Source organism: Streptococcus mitis (assembly GCF_946188695.1).
Classification (GTDB): Bacteria; Bacillota; Bacilli; order Lactobacillales; family Streptococcaceae; genus Streptococcus; species Streptococcus mitis_DF.
On the sequence record NZ_CAMHWI010000019.1, the window covers coordinates 29271 to 48509 of the forward strand.

Sequence of the window (19239 nt, forward strand, 5' to 3'; positions counted from 1 at the left end):
TTGTGAAGAGTGTTTTTAGGTTGTATCGGTAGGGGCTTGCTTTTACCGACAGCACGTTTTATCTCACATCCCTAAAAATCATACCTAAAAACAAACAAAAAGGCTTCAAATTTGAGGCCTTTTTTGGTAGAATAGGTATCATTAAAATGAACTAGGAGGCGCCTATGACTGCCACAAAAATGAACGCACAAGAAATTATCCAATTTATCGCCAATGCTGAAAAGAAAACCAGTGTTAAAGTAACCTTTGAGGGACAACTCGCAACTGCTGTACCTGGATCTGTTGTCAAACTAGGGAATGTACTATTTGGAGACTGGAAAGATGTTGCTCCTCTTCTCGATGGTTTGGTAGAAAATCAAGACTATGTTGTTGAGCAAGATGCTCGCAATTCTGCAGTTCCTTTGCTAGATAAACGTGCTATCAACGCTCGTATCGAACCAGGTGCTATTATCCGTGATCAGGTTGAAATTGGTGACAATGCTGTTATCATGATGGGAGCAGTTATCAATATCGGTGCTGAAATTGGTGCAGGAACTATGATTGACATGGGTGCTATCCTTGGTGGCCGTGCTATCGTGGGGAAAAACAGTCACGTTGGTGCAGGTGCCGTTCTTGCAGGTGTGATTGAGCCAGCTAGCGCAGAACCAGTCCGTGTTGGAGACAATGTTCTCATCGGTGCCAACGCAGTGGTTATCGAAGGGGTCCAAATCGGTAGTGGTTCAGTTGTCGCAGCAGGAGCTATTGTTACCCAAGATGTCCCAGAAAACGTGGTGGTAGCAGGTGTTCCAGCTCGTATCATCAAAGAGATTGATGCCCAAACCCAACAAAAAACAGCGCTAGAGGATGCGCTTCGTACCTTATAATTGTAAAAGTAATAAAGAGGCGGAACCCTTCTTCCAGCCTCTTTCTGCTATATCGGAGGATAGATAGATGTTAGATTTGATTCAGACTAGACGAGATTTGCACCAGATTCCAGAGATTGGCTTGGAGGAGTTCAAGACTCAAGCTTATCTGTTGGATGTGATTGAGAAATTGACTGTGGGTAAGAATTTTGTCCAAGTTCGAACTTGGCGGACAGGGATTTTGGTCTATTTGCAGGGAAGTCAGCCAGAGCGGACCATTGGTTGGCGGACAGATATTGATGGTCTGCCTATCGTCGAACAAACAGGACTTCCTTTCGCTTCTCAACATCAAGGTCGCATGCATGCTTGTGGACATGATTTCCACATGACTATTGCTTTGGGCTGTCTTGAGCGAGCCCTTGAGGAGCAACCAAAGAACAATTTGCTCTTTCTGTTTCAGCCTGCTGAAGAAAATGAAGCTGGTGGCATGCTCATGTATGAGGATGGCGCTTTTGGAGACTGGTTGCCAGATCAGTTTTATGGCCTCCATGTTCGACCAGATTTGAAGGTTGGTCAGATTGCGACCAATACACACACTCTCTTTGCAGGAACTTGCGAGGTGAAGATTCGTTTCAAAGGCAAAGGTGGCCACGCAGCTTTTCCACATGAAGCTAATGACGCCTTGGTGGCTGCTAGTTACTTTGTGACCCAGGTGCAGTCAGTTGTCAGCCGCAATGTCAACCCAATCGAGGGAGCAGTGGTGACCTTTGGTCTTTTCCAAGCCGGAACCACCAACAATGTTATCACAGACACAGCCTTTTTGCATGGAACTATTCGGGCCTTGACTCAGGACATGAGTCTCTTGGTACAAAAGAGGGTCAAAACAGTTGCAGAAGGGGTTGCAGCTGCCTTTGATATGGAAGTCGAAGTCGAACTTAAACAAGGGGGTTACCTGCCTGTTGAGAATAATCCAGTCTTGGCGCGTGAACTGATGGACTTCTTTGAAGAAAAAGAGGGGATTGAGTTAATTGATATTGAACCTGCTATGACAGGTGAAGACTTTGGTTATCTCCTTTCGAAGGTTGATGGTGTTATGTTCTGGCTTGGTATCGATAGTCCCTACGCCATTCATCACCCTCAGATGAGTCCTAAGGAAGAGGCACTAGCTATTGGGGTTGATGCGGTTTCTAGTTTCCTGAAAAAGAAGGCAGCAGAGTAGAGGAATTGACTATGAAAGCAGAACTACGCAAGCAAGTCTTGCAAGAAATGAAGGCTATATCTCAAGAGCAAAAACAGGCTATAGACCAAGCGTTAACCGAGCGATTGTTACAACACCCCTTTTACCAAGAAGCCAAGATCATCGCAACCTATCTCTCTTTTCCTCATGAGTTTCAAACGCAGGAATTGATTGAGCAGGCGCTGAAGGATGGCAAGAAGGTTCTGATACCCAAAACCTATCCCAAGGGGCACATGGACTTTGTGGTCTATGATCCGCAGCAGTTGGTAAAAACTTCCTTTGGCTTACTGGAACCACAGGGAGATTTGGAAGTATTGGATGCCTCTCAGATTGATTTGATTCATGTTCCGGGGCTGGCTTTTACGACAAAGGGCTATCGAATTGGCTATGGCGGAGGTTATTATGACCGCTATCTGGAACATTTTACTGGTCATACTTTGAGTACGGTCTATCATTATCAAGTTCAGGACTTTAGCCCTGAAAATCATGATATTCCTGTTCAGGAGGTTCTGATTGATGAAAGAAATCTTTGATAGGCGTTACCCTGTGACGAGTCTTTTCCTCTTAGTGACGGCTTTGGTATTTCTAATAATGTTGGTGACCACAGGAGGAAACTTTGACAGGGCAGACACCTTATTTCGATTTGGAGCCATGTATGGGCCAGCTATTCGCCTCTTTCCTGAGCAGATTTGGCGTCTCTTCTCTGCCATTTTTGTTCATATTGGGTGGGAGCATTTCATTGTCAATATGCTTTCCCTTTATTATCTTGGTAGGCAAGTAGAGGAAATTTTCGGATCCAAGAAGTTTTTCTTTCTCTATCTCTTATCTGGAATGATGGGCAATCTCTTTGTTTTTGTATTTAGTCCCAAATCCTTAGCAGCAGGAGCCTCGACTTCTCTCTATGGGCTATTTGCCGCGATTATCATTCTTCGCTATGCAACTCGCAATCCCTATATCCAACAGCTAGGTCAATCTTATCTGACACTTTTTGTGGTTAATATTATTGGAAGTGTTCTGATTCCTGGAATCAGTCTAGCAGGTCATATCGGAGGTGCAGTTGGTGGCGCATTTCTAGCAGTTATCTTTCCAGTTAGAGGAGAAAAACGGATGTATAGCGCTAGTCAGAGACTGGTAGCGTTAGTGTTATTTGTAGGACTTGCAGTCTTACTTCTCTACAAGGGAATGGGATGAAAATTTATGTAATGAAAAAAGATAAGGCATTTTTTGAACCTTATCTTTTTATTTTATTCCTTCTCAGCCAATTCTTTTCCAAGTTGGATGAGGTAATTTTTCAAGGCATCTTTGACTTGTGGGTGCTTGAGGGCGTAGTCAATAGATGTTTTCATAAATCCAAACTTATCCCCAACGTCGTAACGAGCTCCTGTAAATTCACGGGCAAAAACACGCTGTGTTTTATTGAGCGTATCAATAGCATCAGTAAGTTGGATTTCATTTCCAGCACCAGGAGTTTGATTTTCTAAGATATCAAAAATCTCAGGTGTGAGTAGATAGCGACCGATGATTGCCAAATCACTTGGTGCATCTTCGGGAGCTGGTTTTTCTACGAAAGTTTCAACGCTATAGAGACCATTAATCCCTTCCCCCTGAGGAGCGATAACTCCATATGATGAAACGTCTTCGTGTGGTACGGGCATGACAGCAATGGTTGATGCGTGTGTCTTTTCGTAATCATTCATCAGTTGTTTTGTCAAAGGAACGGCATTCTCATTTGTGATGTCCATAAGGTCATCACCCAGCATAACAACGAAGGGCTCATTCCCTACAAAAGCTTTGGCTTGTAGGACAGCGTCTCCAAGACCACGAGGGTGAGTTTGGCGAATGAAATGGAGGCGCATACCAGTTGCTTCATCTACCAATTTTAACAAATCCGTTTTGCCTTTTTCCTTAAGATTGTATTCAAGCTCAAAGTTTGAGTCAAAGTGGTCCTCAATAGAACGTTTTGATTTACCAGTGACAACCAGAATATCTTCAATACCTGATTTGAGAGCTTCTTCCACGATAAACTGGATAGTTGGTTTGTCTACAATTGGCAACATTTCTTTGGCAAGTGCCTTGGTTGCTGGTAAAAATCGAGTTCCAAGCCCAGCGGCAGGGATGACTGCCTTTCTAACTTTTGATGTCATAAGAATCCTTTCTATAGAGTGTCAAGACCACTCATTTTCTGCTTTAAATTCATTGTTCATGATGTCATAAATGGCATCTTTGATATTGGTTCCGTGGTAAATAACTTGGTAAATGGCTTGTGTAATGGGCATATAGACTCCAAGTTCTTGGGCTAGTTCATAGGCTGCTCGGGTCGTTGAAATTCCTTCAATTACCATGCCCATATTAGCTTCTATATCAGCTAAGGATTCTCCACGACCAAGAGCATCTCCGGCTCTCCAGTTACGAGAGTGGATGGAGGTTCCCGTTACGATCAAATCTCCTACACCAGACAAGCCACTATAGGTCAATGGACTGGCACCGAGTGCTACTCCTAGGCGGGTAATTTCTGCCAAGCCTCGAGCGATGATGGCTGCCTTGGCATTGTCACCAAATCCTAAACCATGTAAAGCTCCAGCACCGACAGCGATAATGTTTTTAAGAGCACCAGCAGTTTCAACTCCAATAACATCTGTATTGGTATAAAGTCGGAAGTAGTGATTACTAAAGAGCTCTTGAACGTATTGAGCTGTTTGCAAATCTTTAGAAGCAGCAGTGATTAAAGTCAGGTCACGCACAATGGTCTCTTCTGCATGGCTAGGCCCTGAAACAACGACGATATCACTGCGGAGATGTTCAGGAATTTCTTCTTCAAGGATGGTTGATAATCGTTTATGGCTATCGGGTTCTAATCCCTTTGATGCGTGCATGATGATAGCCTTATGGTCTAAGTTTTTTGCAACTTGTTGGGCAACAAGTCGTGTCACTTTTGTTGGGACAACAAACAAAATCGCATCCACATCTTTCAGTGTTTCTGCTAAGTCAGTGTAGGCAATGATTTTCTCATCTAGAACGACATCTTTAAAGTAGTGCTTGTTAGTATGATAGGTATTAATTTCATTGATTTGTTCGGGAAGGTTTCCCCAAATACGTACCTCGTGTCCATTGTCATTTAAGACTTGTGAAAGGGCAGTTCCCCAAGAACCAGGCCCCAAGACGGCGACGGTTTGTTTTTTCATGTTTTTCTCCTTGATAGAGTTCTCTCTTTTATTTTATCACATTCTAGGGGATTTTGCACTTGCATTGCTGGGGGAGTGGTAGCTTTGTTACTTGAAAAATACATAAAAAACCGAGACGAAGTATTAAACTCTTAGTCTCGGTTTTGATATTTCTTAAAGAATAGCTCGGTTTATTTCAATTGATCTGTAATGTCTTTTGACAGCAACATTCCCAGATGATAAGTTTTATTGATGTAAGCAATGACATCATTGATATTTTCAGTCGTTTGAATTTTCTCTTTGATGTCAGCCCTAAATGTTTCATCCTTCAAAAGTTGTTCTTGGTAGAGCCTTTGCAGTCTCTCTTTCTCGTACTTATTGAGCAGAAAAAGGAACACCAAGCTAATCACAACGAGGATATAAGCATATTGGCTCATAGAATATCTCCCTGTATGATAAAGAAGTAGTAGTGAGTAGATTGAATTAGTGAAGCGTTTAGGCAAATCACCATAGTTACGACGTCATGGCCTCTAAATCGATGATATTTAGAGACCATGACTAGTGAAGCGCCTAGCCAAAGTCCGAATAGGATTTGGTCTTAGTTACTTAGACTACTTTACAATAAAGTGATTAAAAGATTACGACATGAACCAAACCAAATCGATATTATTTGGTTAGGTGAATTAGTGAAGCGTTTAGGCAAATATCTCTGGTTACGACGCTTTAGGACATAAATCAATCATATTTATGTCCTAAAACTAGTGAAGCGCCTAGCCAAAGTCCGAATAGGATTTGGCGCTAGTTACTTAGATTGTTCCGTAATCAAGTAATTTAAAAAATTACGACATGAACCAAACCAAATCGATATTATTTGGTTTGGTGAGTTAGTGAAGCGTTTAGGCAATTCGCCATATAGCGATTGCCGTCAAGAGACTAGGAACTTTAGTTCCAGTCTCTTGTAACGATTTACATCTTCTCTGGCGCTTCTACTCCAAGCAAACGAAGGGCTTCTTTGAGAACAACTGCAGTTGCGTAGCTGAGAGCTAGACGGCTGTCGCGTTCTGGGCTTTCATCCAAGATGCGTGTATGTGCATAGTACTTGTTGAAGGCTTGAGCCAGGCTAATTGCAAATTTAGCAATGATAGAAGGTTCAAAGTTATCTGCCGCACGGTTGATAATACGTGGGAAGTCTTGGATGAGTTTAATGATTTCCCAGCTTTCAGCATCATTCAAGCTATAGTTGCCAGCTGTTTCAGGTTTGAAATCGGCTTTGCGTAAGATAGATTGGATACGAGCGTAGGCGTATTGAACGTAAGGTCCAGTTTCACCCTCGAAGGATACCATAGCCTCTAGGTCGAAGTCATATCCATTGGTACGGTCAGTCTTGAGGTCATAGAATTTAATGGCCCCAACCCCAACAGCATGTGCTACCTGGTCTTTGTTTTCTAGTTCAGGATTTTTAGCCTCGATTTGGGCTTTGGCACGACTAACGGCTTCTGCAACTGTAGGCTCTAGCAAGATGACATTCCCTTTACGAGTAGAGAGCTTCTTCCCTTCTTTTGTAACCAAACCAAAAGGAACGTGAGTAATGTCGTCACTCCAGTCGTAGCCCATCTCTTTCAAGACAGCCTTGAGTTGTTTAAAGTGGGCAGATTGCTCTTGACCAACGACGTAGATAGATTTAGCAAATTGGTATTCGTTTTTACGGTAAAGAGCTGCAGCCAAGTCACGTGTAATATAGAGAGTTGCACCATCAGATTTCTTGATGAGGGCTGGATGTTCAATTCCATATTTCTCAAGATTCACAACTTGGGCACCTTCTGACTCCACAAGAAGGCCTTTTTCAGAAAGAATGTCTACAACTGCATCCATCTTATCGTTGTAGAAGGCTTCTCCGTTATAGCTGTCAAATTCGATTTGCAATTCATCGTAAAGGCGGTTAAATTCCACTAAACTTTCATCACGGAACCATTGCCAAAGAGTGAGAGCTTCCTCATCTCCATTTTCAAGTTTACGGAACCATTCGCGCGCTTCTTCATCCAAGCTAGGGTCATTTTCAGCTTCAGCATTGATGCGAACGTAGAGTTTAAGAAGTTCATCAATTGGATGAGCTTTTACAGCTTCCTCGTCTCCCCATTTTTTGTAGGCAACAATCAACATCCCAAACTGTTTACCCCAGTCTCCCAAGTGGTTGACCTTGACCGTTTGATAACCGATTTTTTGGAAAATATGTGACAAGCTATCTCCGATAACGGTTGAGCGCAGGTGACCGATAGAAAATGGTTTAGCGATATTGGGACTAGACATGTCGATAACAACATTTTCTTGTTTACCAATGTTTTGATCAGCATAGTGTTCTTTTTCAGTGATAACAGCTTGCAATACTTGAGCAGAGATGGCAGATTTACAAAGGAAAAAGTTAACGTAAGGTCCTGTTGCGACAACTTTTTCAAAGGCTTGACCGTTAATCTTTTCAGCCAGTTCAGCCGCAATCATTTGTGGTGCTTTACGTTCGACTTTTGCAAGAGAAAAAGCAGGGAAAGCGATGTCTCCCATTTCTGAGTTTTTAGGGGTTTCCAGTAAATTTAAAATAGCCTCTTGGTCCAGGCTATCAATGACGCTAGCCAACTCGCTAGCAATCAATTCTTTTGTATTCATTAAGAGCTCCTTTTTGGACTTTTCTACTATTTTATCACAATTTTAAAGAAAGAAGAAAAAATTTTTGAAATCTCCTATTTTTTTGGTATAATATAGTTATAAAATTAGTTATAAATATTCACATAAGAGGATTTTATGAGAAAAAGAGATCGTCATCAGTTAATAAAAAAAATGATTACTGAGGAGAAATTAAGTACACAAAAAGAAATTCAAGATCGGTTGGAGGCGCACAATGTCTTTGTGACGCAGACAACCCTGTCTCGTGATTTGCGCGAAATCGGCTTGACCAAGGTCAAGAAAAATGATATGGTGTATTATGTACTAGCAAATGAGACAGAAAAGATTGATTTGGTGGAATTTTTGTCTCATCATTTAGAAGGCGTTGCAAGAGCAGAGTTTACCTTGGTGCTTCATACCAAATTGGGCGAAGCCTCTGTTTTGGCAAATATTGTAGATGCAAACAAGGATGAATGGATTTTAGGAACAGTTGCTGGTGCCAATACCTTATTGGTCATTTGTCGAGACCAGCACGTTGCCAAACTCATGGAAGATCGTTTGCTAGATTTGATGAAAGATAAGTAAGGTCTTGGGAGTTGCTCTCAAGACTTATTTTTGACAAGGAGAGACGGAAAATGGCGACAGAAAAGTTATCACCCGGCATGCAACAGTATGTGGATATTAAAAAGCAATATCCAGATGCTTTTTTGCTCTTTCGGATGGGTGATTTTTATGAATTGTTTTATGAGGATGCGGTCAATGCTGCGCAGATTCTGGAAATTTCCTTAACGAGTCGCAACAAGAATGCGGACAATCCGATTCCTATGGCGGGGGTTCCCTATCATTCTGCTCAACAGTATATCGATGTCTTGATTGAGCAGGGTTATAAGGTGGCTATCGCAGAGCAGATGGAAGATCCTAAACAAGCAGTTGGGGTTGTGAAACGAGAGGTTGTTCAGGTCATTACGCCAGGGACAGTGGTCGATAGCACTAAGCCGGACAGTCAGAACAATTTCTTAGTTGCCATAGACCGTGATGGCAGTCAGTTTGGCCTAGCTTATATGGACCTAGTGACAGGTGACTTTTATGTGACAGGTCTATTGGATTTCACGCTGGTTTGTGGGGAAATTCGTAACCTCAAGGCTCGAGAAGTGGTGCTGGGCTATGACTTGTCTGAGGAAGAAGAACAAATTCTCAGTCGCCAGATGAATCTGGTGCTTTCCTATGAAAAAGAAAGCTTTGAGGACCTTCATTTACTGGATTCACGATTGGCAGCGGTGGAGCAAGCGGCCTCTAGTAAGTTGCTCCAGTATGTCCATCGAACTCAGATGAGGGAATTGAATCATCTTAAACCTGTTATCCGCTATGAAATCAAGGATTTCTTGCAGATGGATTATGCGACCAAGGCTAGTCTGGATCTGGTTGAGAATGCCCGTTCAGGCAAGAAGCAAGGTAGTCTTTTCTGGCTTTTGGATGAAACCAAAACGGCTATGGGTATGCGCCTCTTGCGTTCTTGGATTCACCGCCCCTTGATTGATAAGGAACGAATCGTCCAACGCCAAGAGGTGGTGCAAGTCTTTCTTGACCACTTCTTTGATCGCAGTGATTTGACAGACAGTCTCAAAGGTGTTTATGATATCGAACGCTTAGCTAGTCGGGTTTCTTTTGGCAAGACCAATCCAAAAGACCTCTTGCAGCTGGCGACCACCTTATCTAGTGTGCCACGGATTCGTGCGATTTTAGAGGGGATGGAGCAACCTGCTCTAGCCTATCTTATCGCACAACTGGATGGAATCCCTGAGTTGGAGAGTTTGATTAGCGCTGCTATTGCTCCTGAAGCTCCTCATGTGATTACAGATGGGGGTATTATCCGAACTGGATTTGATGAGACTTTAGATAAATACCGCCGAGTGCTCAGAGAAGGGACTAGCTGGATTGCTGAGATTGAGGCTAAGGAGCGAGAAAACTCTGGTATCAGCACGCTCAAGATTGACTACAATAAAAAGGATGGCTACTATTTCCATGTGACCAATTCGCAATTGGGAAATGTGCCAGCTCACTTTTTCCGCAAGGCAACGTTGAAAAACTCAGAACGTTTTGGAACCGAAGAATTAGCCCGTATCGAGGGAGATATGCTGGAGGCGCGTGAGAAGTCAGCTAATCTAGAGTACGAAATCTTTATGCGCATTCGTGAAGAGGTCGGCAAGTACATCCAGCGTTTGCAGGCTCTAGCCCAAGGAATTGCGACAGTTGATGTCTTGCAAAGTCTAGCAGTTGTGGCTGAAACCCAGCATTTGATTCGACCTGAGTTTGGCGACGACTCACAAATCGATATTCAGAAAGGGCGTCATGCTGTCGTTGAAAAGGTCATGGGGGCTCAGACCTATATTCCCAATACAATTCAGATGGCAGAAGATACCAGTATTCAACTGATTACAGGTCCAAACATGAGTGGGAAGTCAACCTACATGCGTCAGTTAGCCATGACGGCGATTATGGCTCAGTTGGGTTCTTATGTGCCAGCAGAAAGTGCCCATTTGCCAATTTTTGATGCAATCTTTACCCGTATTGGAGCAGCCGATGATTTGGTTTCAGGTCAATCAACCTTTATGGTGGAGATGATGGAGGCCAACAATGCCATTTCGCATGCGACTAAGAATTCTTTGATTCTTTTTGATGAGTTAGGTCGGGGAACTGCGACTTATGATGGGATGGCTCTTGCCCAGTCCATCATCGAATATATCCATGAGCATATCGGAGCCAAGACCCTCTTTGCGACCCACTACCATGAATTGACCAGTCTAGAGTCTAGTTTACAACACTTGGTCAATGTTCACGTGGCAACCTTGGAGCAGGATGGGCAGGTCACTTTCCTTCATAAGATTGAACCAGGCCCAGCTGACAAATCCTACGGTATTCATGTTGCTAAGATTGCTGGCTTGCCAGCAGACCTTTTAGCAAGAGCGGATAAGATTTTGACTCAGTTAGAGAATCAGGGTACAGAAAGTCCTGCTCCCATGAGGCAAACAAGTGATGTCATTGAACAGATTTCACTCTTTGATACGGCAGAAGAGCATCCTATCATAGCAGAATTGTCTAAACTGGATGTTTACAATATGACACCTATGCAAGCTATGAATGTCTTGGTCGAGTTAAAACAAAAATTATAAAGAATGAATTACTTGTCATTCTAGCTATATCAAGGGGACTTCTTTGACAATCCCCCACTTTTTTGCTAGAATAACATCACACAAACAGAATGAGAAGGAGCTGACACATTGTCGCTCCCTTTTGTCTATTTTTTAAGGAGAAAGTATGCTGATTCAGAAAATAAAAACCTACAAGTGGCAGGCCTTGGCTTCGCTCCTGATGACAGGCTTGATGGTTGCTAGTTCACTTTTGCAACCGCGTTATCTGCAGGAAGTCTTAGACGCCCTCCTTGCTGGAAAATATGAAGCTATTTATAGTATCGGGGTTTGGTTGATTGGTGTGGCCGTGGTCGGTCTGGTTGCTGGTGGGCTCAATGTTGTCCTTGCAGCCTATATTGCCCAAGGAGTTTCATCTGACCTTCGAGAGGATGCCTTCCGTAAAATCCAAACCTTTTCTTATGCCAATATTGAACAATTTAATGCGGGAAATCTAGTCGTTCGAATGACAAATGATATCAACCAAATTCAGAACGTCGTCATGATGACCTTCCAAATTCTTTTCAGACTCCCCCTCTTGTTCATCGGTTCGTTTATCCTGGCGGTTCAAACTTTACCTTCTCTGTGGTGGGTGATTGTTCTCATGGTTATCTTAATTTTTGGTTTGACTGCTGTTATGATGGGAATGATGGGGCCACGTTTTGCCAAGTTTCAAACCCTTCTTGAGCGCATCAATGCAATTGCCAAGGAAAATCTGCGTGGCGTTCGTGTGGTCAAGTCCTTTGTCCAAGAAAAAGAGCAGTTCGCGAAGTTTACAGAGGTCTCAGACGAGCTTCTTGGTCAAAACCTTTACATTGGTTATGCCTTTTCAGTAGTGGAACCCTTTATGATGTTGGTCGGTTACGGAGCAGTATTCCTCTCTATTTGGCTGGTCGCAGGAATGGTTCAGTCGGATCCGTCAGTTGTTGGCTCCATTGCTTCCTTTGTCAATTACCTAAGCCAGATTATTTTTACCATTGTCATGGTTGGATTTTTGGGAAATTCTGTCAGCCGTGCCATGATTTCCATGCGTCGTATTCGAGAAATTCTTGACGCAGAGCCAGCTATGACCTTCAAAGATGTCCCAGATGAAGAGTTGGTTGGAAGCCTTAGCTTTGAAAATGTAACCTTTACCTATCCAATGGACAAGGAACCGATGCTGAAAGATGTGACCTTTACTATCGAACCTGGTCAAATGATTGGTGTAGTTGGAGCGACTGGTGCAGGAAAATCAACCTTGGCTCAATTGATTCCACGTCTCTTTGACCCACAGGAAGGCTCTATCAAAATCGGAGGCAAGGATATTCGAGAAGTGAGTGAAGGAACCCTGCGTAAAACTGTTTCTATCGTTCTCCAACGTGCCATTCTCTTTAGTGGAACGATTGCAGATAATCTAAGACAGGGTAAGGGAGATGCCACTCTATTTGAAATGGAGCGCGCAGCCAATATTGCCCAGGCTAGTGAATTCATTCATCGTATGGAGAAAACCTTTGAAAGTCCAGTTGAGGAACGGGGAACCAATTTCTCAGGTGGGCAAAAACAAAGGATGTCGATTGCGCGTGGGATTGTCAGCAATCCACGTATTCTGATTTTTGACGATTCGACCTCAGCCCTAGATGCTAAGTCAGAGCGCCTGGTGCAAGAAGCCTTGAATAAGGATCTGAAGGGGACGACAACCATTATCATCGCTCAAAAGATTAGCTCGGTTGTCCATGCAGATAAGATATTGGTGCTGGATCAAGGACGATTGATTGGTCAAGGAACGCATGCAGACTTGGTTGCCAACAATGCTGTTTACCGTGAAATCTACGAAACACAGAAAGGAAAGGAGGAGTAAAATGAATACAGTTCAATTTTTTTGGAATTATTTTAAAGTCTATAAGCTATCATTTGTAGTTGTTATCTTGATGATTGTTCTGGCAACTCTTGCCCAAGCTCTCTTTCCTGTATTTTCTGGACAAGCAGTGACGCAGCTAGCTAATTTAGTTCAAGCTTATCAAGATGGTAATCCAGAACTTGTTTGGCAAAGCCTATCAGGGATCATGGTCAATCTTGGTCTGCTAGTTTTGGTTCTCTTTATCTCCAGTGTCATATACATGTGTCTCATGACGCGCGTGATTGCAGAATCGACCAACGAGATGCGCAAAGGCCTCTTTGGCAAGCTTGCGCGATTGACGGTTTCTTTCTTTGATCGCCGACAAGATGGAGATATCCTGTCTCGTTTTACCAGTGATTTGGATAATATCCTCCAAGCCTTTAACGAGAGCTTGATTCAGGTCATGAGCAATATTGTTTTATACATTGGTCTGATTCTTGTCATGTTTTCGAGAAATGTAACGCTGGCACTCATCACCGTTGCCAGCACACCAGTGGCCTTTCTTATGTTGATTTTCATCGTGAAAATGGCACGCAAATACACCAACCTACAGCAAAAAGAGGTAGGAAAACTCAACGCCTACATGGATGAGAGTATCTCAGGTCAAAAAGCTGTCATTGTCCAAGGAATTCAAGAGGATATGATGGCAGGATTTCTTGAACAAAATGAGCGCGTGCGCAAGGCAACCTTTAAAGGAAGAATGTTTTCAGGAATTCTTTTCCCTGTCATGAATGGGATGAGTCTGGTTAATACAGCCATCGTTATCTTTGCGGGTTCAGCTGTACTTTTGAATGATAAGTCTATCGAAACAAGTACAGCCCTCGGTTTGATTGTAATGTTTGCCCAATTTTCTCAGCAGTACTACCAACCTATTATTCAAGTTGCAGCTAGTTGGGGAAGTCTTCAGTTGGCCTTTACAGGTGCTGAACGGATTCAGGAAATGTTTGACGCAGAGGAAGAAATTCGACCTGAAAAGGCGCCGATCTTTACTAAGTTGCAAGAAGGTGTCGAAATCCGTCATATTGATTTCTCATATTTGCCTGACAAGCCGATTTTGAAAGATGTCAGCATTTCCGCTCCGAAAGGCCAGATGACTGCGGTTGTTGGTCCGACAGGTTCAGGGAAAACGACTATTATGAACCTCATCAATCGCTTTTATGATGTTGATGCTGGCGGTATTTATTTTGACGGTAAAGACATTCGTGACTATGACTTAGATAGTCTCAGAAGTAAGGTGGGAATTGTCTTGCAAGATTCGGTCTTATTTAGCGGAACCATTCGAGACAATATCCGTTTTGGTGTGCCAGATGCCAGTCAGGAAATGGTTGAGGCAGCAGCTAAAGCAACCCATATTCATGACTATATTGAAAGCTTGCCTGATAAATATGACACTCTTATCGATGATGACCAGAGCATCTTCTCAACAGGGCAGAAACAATTGATTTCCATCGCTCGAACTCTGATGACTGATCCTGAAGTCCTCATTCTCGATGAAGCAACTTCAAACGTAGATACGGTGACAGAAAGCAAGATTCAGCATGCCATGGAGGCGGTTGTAGCAGGTAGAACCAGTTTCGTCATTGCCCACCGCTTGAAAACCATTCTCAATGCAGATCAGATTATTGTTCTTAAAGATGGCGAAGTCATTGAACGTGGTAACCACCATGAACTCTTGAAACTAGGTGGCTTCTACTCAGAACTCTATCACAATCAATTTGTTTTTGAATAAGAAAAAAAGTTGTCCTATGTGGGCACCTTTTTCTTGCCCATAAAAAATATTTATCACGGCCTTTAAAAAAACATATTAGACGAAAGTCATTTTGAGTGATATGATAGGACTATCGTTAACATTCGAAAGGAGAGACATCATGGCTAGAACGGTTGTAGGAGTTGCTGCAAATCTATGTCCTGTAGACGCAGAAGGAAAAAACATTCATTCGTCTGTATCTTGTAGATTCGCAGAGAGCATTCGTCAAGTCGGTGGTCTCCCTTTAGTCATTCCTGTTGGTGATGAGTCAGTTGTGCGCGATTATGTGGAAATGATTGACAAATTGATTTTGACAGGAGGCCAAAATGTCCATCCTCAGTTTTACGGAGAGAAAAAGACCATCGAGAGCGATGATTACAATCTAGTCCGTGATGAATTTGAATTGGCGCTTTTGAAAGAAGCGCTCCGTCAGAATAAACCAATTATGGCAATCTGCCGTGGTGTCCAACTTGTCAATGTTGCCTTTGGTGGAACCCTCAATCAAGAAATCGAAGGTCACTGGCAAGGACTGCCTTTCGGAACATCTCACTCTATTGAGACAGTGGAAGGAAGCGTGGTGGCTAAGCTATTTGGAAAAGAAAGTCAGGTCAACTCCGTACATCGTCAGAGTATCAAAGATTTGGCACCTAATTTCCGTGTAACTGCTATTGATCCAAGAGACCAGACCATCGAAGCGATTGAGTCTATCGACGAGCACCGCATTATCGGTTTACAGTGGCATCCAGAGTTTCTGGTTAATGAAGAAGATGGCAATTTAGAATTATTTGAGTATTTATTGAATGAACTGTAACGACTGGGAATCTGGTCGTTCTTTCTTTTATTATTTCAAAATTTTTGGAATGTGATATTTTTACGCAAACGTTTGAATTCTGATAAAAATTGGAGAAATTCGACAAAAAAACTTGAAAAAAACGAAGGTAAGCGTTATGATAGAAAAGAAGAAATATTGGAGGAATAACATGTCACATATTAAATTTGATTATTCAAAAGTTTTAGACAAATTTGTTGCACCACATGAAGTGGAATACATGCAATCACAAGTAACAGCAGCAGATGAATTGATCCGTAAAGGAACTGGTGCTGGTAGCGACTTCTTGGGATGGTTGGACCTTCCTGAAAACTACGACCGTGAAGAATTTGACCGCATCTTGAAAGCTGCTGAGCAAATCAAGTCAGACAGCGATGTCTTGGTTGTAATCGGTATCGGTGGATCTTACCTTGGTGCCAAAGCAGCAATCGACTTCTTGAACCACCACTTTGCTAACTTGCAAACAAAAGAAGAACGCAAAGCTCCACAAATCCTTTACGCAGGAAACTCAATCTCATCTACTTACCTTGCTGACTTGGTAGAATACGTAGCTGATAAAGACTTCTCAGTAAACGTGATTTCTAAATCAGGTACAACAACTGAACCAGCTATCGCTTTCCGTGTCTTCAAAGAACTCTTGGTTAAGAAATACGGTCAAGAAGAAGCCAACAAACGTATCTATGCAACAACTGACCGCCAAAAAGGTGCTGTTAAGGTTGAGGCAGACGCTAACGGTTGGGAAACATTTGTTGTTCCAGATGATATCGGTGGACGCTTCTCAGTATTGACAGCCGTTGGTTTGCTTCCAATCGCAGCATCAGGAGCTGACATCAAAGCCCTTATGGAAGGTGCGAATGCAGCTCGCAAAGACTACACTTCAGATAAAATCTCTGAAAACGAAGCTTACCAATACGCAGCAGTTCGTAACATCCTTTACCGTAAGGGCTATGCAACTGAGATCTTGGTAAACTACGAGCCATCACTTCAATACTTCTCAGAGTGGTGGAAACAATTGGCTGGTGAATCAGAAGGAAAAGACCAAAAAGGTATCTACCCAACTTCAGCCAACTTCTCAACTGACTTGCACTCACTTGGTCAATTTATCCAAGAAGGAACTCGTATCATGTTTGAAACAGTTGTCCGTGTTGACAAACCTCGTAAAAATGTGATTATCCCTAGCTTGGAAGAAGACCTTGATGGACTTGGTTACCTTCAAGGAAAAGACGTTGACTTTGTAAACAAAAAAGCGACTGATGGTGTTCTTCTTGCCCACACAGATGGTGACGTACCAAACATGTACGTGACCCTTCCAGAGCAAGATGCCTTCACTCTTGGTTACACTATCTACTTCTTCGAATTGGCTATCGCCCTTTCTGGTTACTTGAATGCCATCAACCCATTTGACCAACCAGGTGTTGAAGCTTACAAACGTAACATGTTCGCCCTTCTTGGAAAACCAGGATTTGAAGAATTGAGCAAAGAACTTAACGCACGTCTATAGTAATAGAAGAAAAGAGTGGTTTGTCCACTCTTTTTACTCTCTTTATCCATAGAAATTGGACTCAGCCAAGACTTGTGATATAATATAGAGAGCAAAAAGGCAGACGCCTAGAGACTTTATAGGAGAAACTATGTCAAAAGATATCCGCGTACGTTACGCACCAAGTCCAACAGGACTACTACACATCGGAAATGCCCGTACAGCATTGTTCAACTACCTTTACGCACGTCATCATGGTGGAACTTTTATCATTCGTATCGAAGATACTGACCGTAAACGTCATGTCGAGGATGGTGAACGTTCACAGCTTGAAAACCTTCGTTGGTTAGGTATGGATTGGGATGAAAGCCCGGAAACACATGAAAATTACCGCCAGTCTGAGCGTTTGGACTTGTATCAAAAATACATTGACCAACTATTAGCTGAGGGAAAAGCCTACAAATCTTACGTTACAGAAGAAGAGTTGGCAGCTGAACGCGAACGCCAAGAAGCAGCTGGCGAAACACCACGCTATATCAATGAATACCTTGGTATGAGTGAAGAGGAAAAAGAGGCTTACATCGCAGAACGTGAAGCAGCAGGGATCATTCCAACTGTTCGTTTGGCTGTCAATGAGTCAGGTATCTACAAGTGGCATGATATGGTCAAAGGTGATATCGAATTTGAAGGTGGCAATATCGGTGGTGACTGGGTTATCCAAAAGAAAGACGGTTACCCAACTTACAACTTTGCCGTTGTCATCGATGACCATGATATGCAAATTTCTCACGTAATCCGTGGAGACGACCACATTGCTAATACACCAAAACAGCTCATGGTTTATGAAGCACTTGGTTGGGAATCTCCAGAGTTTGGTCACATGACTTTGATTATCAACTCTGAAACTGGGAAAAAATTGTCTAAACGTGACACCAACACCCTTCAGTTTATCGAAGACTACCGTAAAAAAGGTTATTTACCAGAAGCAGTCTTTAACTTTATTGCTCTTCTTGGTTGGAACCCAGGTGGAGAAGATGAGATTTTCTCTCGTGAAGAACTCATTAAACTTTTCGATGAAAACCGCCTGAGCAAGTCTCCAGCAGCCTTTGACCAGAAAAAACTAGACTGGATGAGCAATGATTATATCAAGAATGCAGACCTAGAAACTATCTTTGAAATGGCAAAACCATTCCTAGAAGAAGCAGGCCGTTTAACAGACAAGGCTGAAAAATTAGTTGAGCTCTATAAACCACAAATGAAATCAGTGGATGAGATTATCCCATTGACAGATCTCTTCTTCTCAGATTTCCCAGAATTGACAGAAGCAGAGCGCGAAGTCATGGCGGGGGAAACAGTCCCAACAGTTCTTGAAGCCTTCAAAGCAAAACTTGAAGCGATGACAGATGATGAATTTGTAACAGAAAATATCTCCCCACAAATCAAAGCTGTTCAAAAAGAAACCGGTATTAAAGGGAAAAATCTCTTCATGCCAATTCGTATTGCTGTTTCAGGTGAAATGCATGGACCAGAATTGCCAGATACTATCTTCTTGTTAGGTCGTGAAAAATCAATCCAGCATATCGAAAATATGTTAAAAGAAATCTCTAAATAAGAAGGGCACAATAATGGACATCTGGGAAAAGATGTACGAAGAAGCACAGAAGCTATACAATCCACATGAAGTATCAGACTTTGTTTATGCCAATCATGTTGTAGCTGCAGTAGAAGCAGAAGATGGACAAATATTTATAGGATTCTGTATGGAGGGAACCTGTGGTGTTTTCCATCTCTGCGCAGAGCGGGCAACTCTCTTCAATATGTACCAATTTTCAGGACAAACTAAGGTTAAAAAAGTATTAGCCTTTCGAGACAAACCACCTTATGGTGGAAGTTCAGGAATGCCCTGTGGCGCATGCAGAGAGTTCCTCTTAGAGTTGAACGCTGAAAATAAAGATGCAGAATTCATGATGGACTACAATACAAGAAAGACAGTTAAAGTCGCAGAACTAATACCCTATTGGTGGGGAGAAGAACGTGCTTCTAAGTTTAATGAACAATAGAAGAGTCAGTACAATTCTGGCTCTTTTTACTATAATTTGAAAAACTGTACTTGAAAAGAATTGAAAATTTGTAAAAAGTTTAAAAAAGTAGTTGACAAAGTTTAAAAAGCCGGTATAATAGTAAGAGTTGAAAACAACAACTCTGGTCCGTTGGTCAAGGGGTTAAG

The 19239-nt window shown here is 42.4% G+C and carries 16 protein-coding genes; 12 read left to right on the forward strand and 4 right to left on the reverse strand.

Features of this window, described 5'->3' with window-relative positions:
• Window positions 1-164: 164 nt before the first annotated feature.
• The 4 genes from dapD to N8L33_RS08285 all read left to right on the forward strand — a co-directional run bounded on the left by dapD (window position 165) and on the right by N8L33_RS08285 (window position 3270).
• Window positions 165-863 carry a 2,3,4,5-tetrahydropyridine-2,6-dicarboxylate N-acetyltransferase gene (gene dapD, locus N8L33_RS08270; protein WP_049515894.1) on the forward strand — a complete coding sequence of 233 codons (699 nt, stop codon included), beginning with the start codon at window positions 165-167 and terminating at the stop codon, window positions 861-863.
• A 67-nt stretch (window positions 864-930) separates the two neighbouring features.
• Window positions 931-2061: an N-acetyldiaminopimelate deacetylase gene (locus N8L33_RS08275; RefSeq protein WP_261059572.1), complete on the forward strand. Its 1131-nt coding sequence runs from the start codon at window positions 931-933 to the stop codon at window positions 2059-2061.
• Window positions 2062-2072: 11 nt separating this feature from the next.
• Window positions 2073-2612 (forward strand): 5-formyltetrahydrofolate cyclo-ligase, encoded by a 540-nt coding sequence (locus N8L33_RS08280; protein ID WP_261037792.1) that lies wholly within the window; start codon window positions 2073-2075, stop codon window positions 2610-2612.
• The gene (locus N8L33_RS08285; protein WP_261059573.1) at window positions 2596-3270 is read left to right on the forward strand and encodes a rhomboid family intramembrane serine protease; all 675 of its coding nucleotides are present in this window, start codon (window positions 2596-2598) and stop codon (window positions 3268-3270) included. The genes N8L33_RS08280 and N8L33_RS08285 overlap by 17 nt, the downstream gene beginning before the upstream one ends.
• 53 nt (window positions 3271-3323) lie before the next feature.
• Here the strand turns inward: N8L33_RS08285 and galU are convergent, their stop codons facing one another.
• From galU to argS, 4 genes are all read right to left on the reverse strand, one after another.
• A complete protein-coding gene (galU, locus tag N8L33_RS08290) occupies window positions 3324-4223 on the reverse strand; it encodes a UTP--glucose-1-phosphate uridylyltransferase GalU (RefSeq protein WP_261059574.1) in 900 nt (299 codons plus the stop codon).
• A 21-nt stretch (window positions 4224-4244) separates the two neighbouring features.
• Window positions 4245-5261 (reverse strand): NAD(P)H-dependent glycerol-3-phosphate dehydrogenase, encoded by a 1017-nt coding sequence (locus N8L33_RS08295; RefSeq protein ID WP_261059575.1) that lies wholly within the window; start codon window positions 5259-5261, stop codon window positions 4245-4247.
• A gap of 170 nt (window positions 5262-5431) precedes the next feature.
• Complete coding sequence (locus N8L33_RS08300) at window positions 5432-5677, reverse strand: hypothetical protein (RefSeq protein WP_000084861.1); 246 nt, start codon at window positions 5675-5677, stop codon at window positions 5432-5434.
• Between the two features lie 529 nt (window positions 5678-6206).
• Window positions 6207-7898: an arginine--tRNA ligase gene (gene argS, locus N8L33_RS08305; protein ID WP_261059576.1), complete on the reverse strand. Its 1692-nt coding sequence runs from the start codon at window positions 7896-7898 to the stop codon at window positions 6207-6209.
• 135 nt (window positions 7899-8033) lie between these two features.
• Here argS and argR point away from each other — a divergent pair, with 135 nt between their 5' ends.
• The 8 genes from argR (at window position 8034) to N8L33_RS08345 (ending at window position 19072) form a co-directional block, all read left to right on the forward strand.
• Window positions 8034-8480 carry an arginine repressor gene (gene argR / locus N8L33_RS08310; RefSeq protein WP_001231476.1) on the forward strand — a complete coding sequence of 149 codons (447 nt, stop codon included), beginning with the start codon at window positions 8034-8036 and terminating at the stop codon, window positions 8478-8480.
• Window positions 8481-8530: 50 nt separating this feature from the next.
• The gene (gene mutS, locus N8L33_RS08315; RefSeq protein ID WP_261059577.1) at window positions 8531-11065 is read left to right on the forward strand and encodes a DNA mismatch repair protein MutS; all 2535 of its coding nucleotides are present in this window, start codon (window positions 8531-8533) and stop codon (window positions 11063-11065) included.
• 145 nt (window positions 11066-11210) lie between these two features.
• Window positions 11211-12917 carry a multidrug efflux ABC transporter subunit PatA gene (gene patA, locus N8L33_RS08320; protein ID WP_261059578.1) on the forward strand — a complete coding sequence of 569 codons (1707 nt, stop codon included), beginning with the start codon at window positions 11211-11213 and terminating at the stop codon, window positions 12915-12917.
• 1 nt (window position 12918) lies between these two features.
• Entirely contained in the window at window positions 12919-14685 is a 1767-nt protein-coding gene (gene patB / locus N8L33_RS08325; RefSeq protein WP_261059579.1) for a multidrug efflux ABC transporter subunit PatB, read from the forward strand.
• Between the two features lie 139 nt (window positions 14686-14824).
• Window positions 14825-15514, forward strand: a complete 690-nt coding sequence (locus N8L33_RS08330) for a gamma-glutamyl-gamma-aminobutyrate hydrolase family protein (protein ID WP_000124770.1) — start codon at window positions 14825-14827, stop codon at window positions 15512-15514.
• 169 nt (window positions 15515-15683) lie between these two features.
• Window positions 15684-17033, forward strand: a complete 1350-nt coding sequence (locus tag N8L33_RS08335; protein WP_000018268.1) for a glucose-6-phosphate isomerase — start codon at window positions 15684-15686, stop codon at window positions 17031-17033.
• A 130-nt stretch (window positions 17034-17163) separates the two neighbouring features.
• On the forward strand, window positions 17164-18624 hold the full coding sequence (gltX, locus tag N8L33_RS08340) for a glutamate--tRNA ligase (RefSeq protein WP_261059580.1): 1461 nt from the start codon (window positions 17164-17166) through the stop codon (window positions 18622-18624).
• Between the two features lie 13 nt (window positions 18625-18637).
• Window positions 18638-19072: a cytidine deaminase family protein gene (locus N8L33_RS08345; protein WP_261059581.1), complete on the forward strand. Its 435-nt coding sequence runs from the start codon at window positions 18638-18640 to the stop codon at window positions 19070-19072.
• Window positions 19073-19239: the final 167 nt, after the last annotated feature.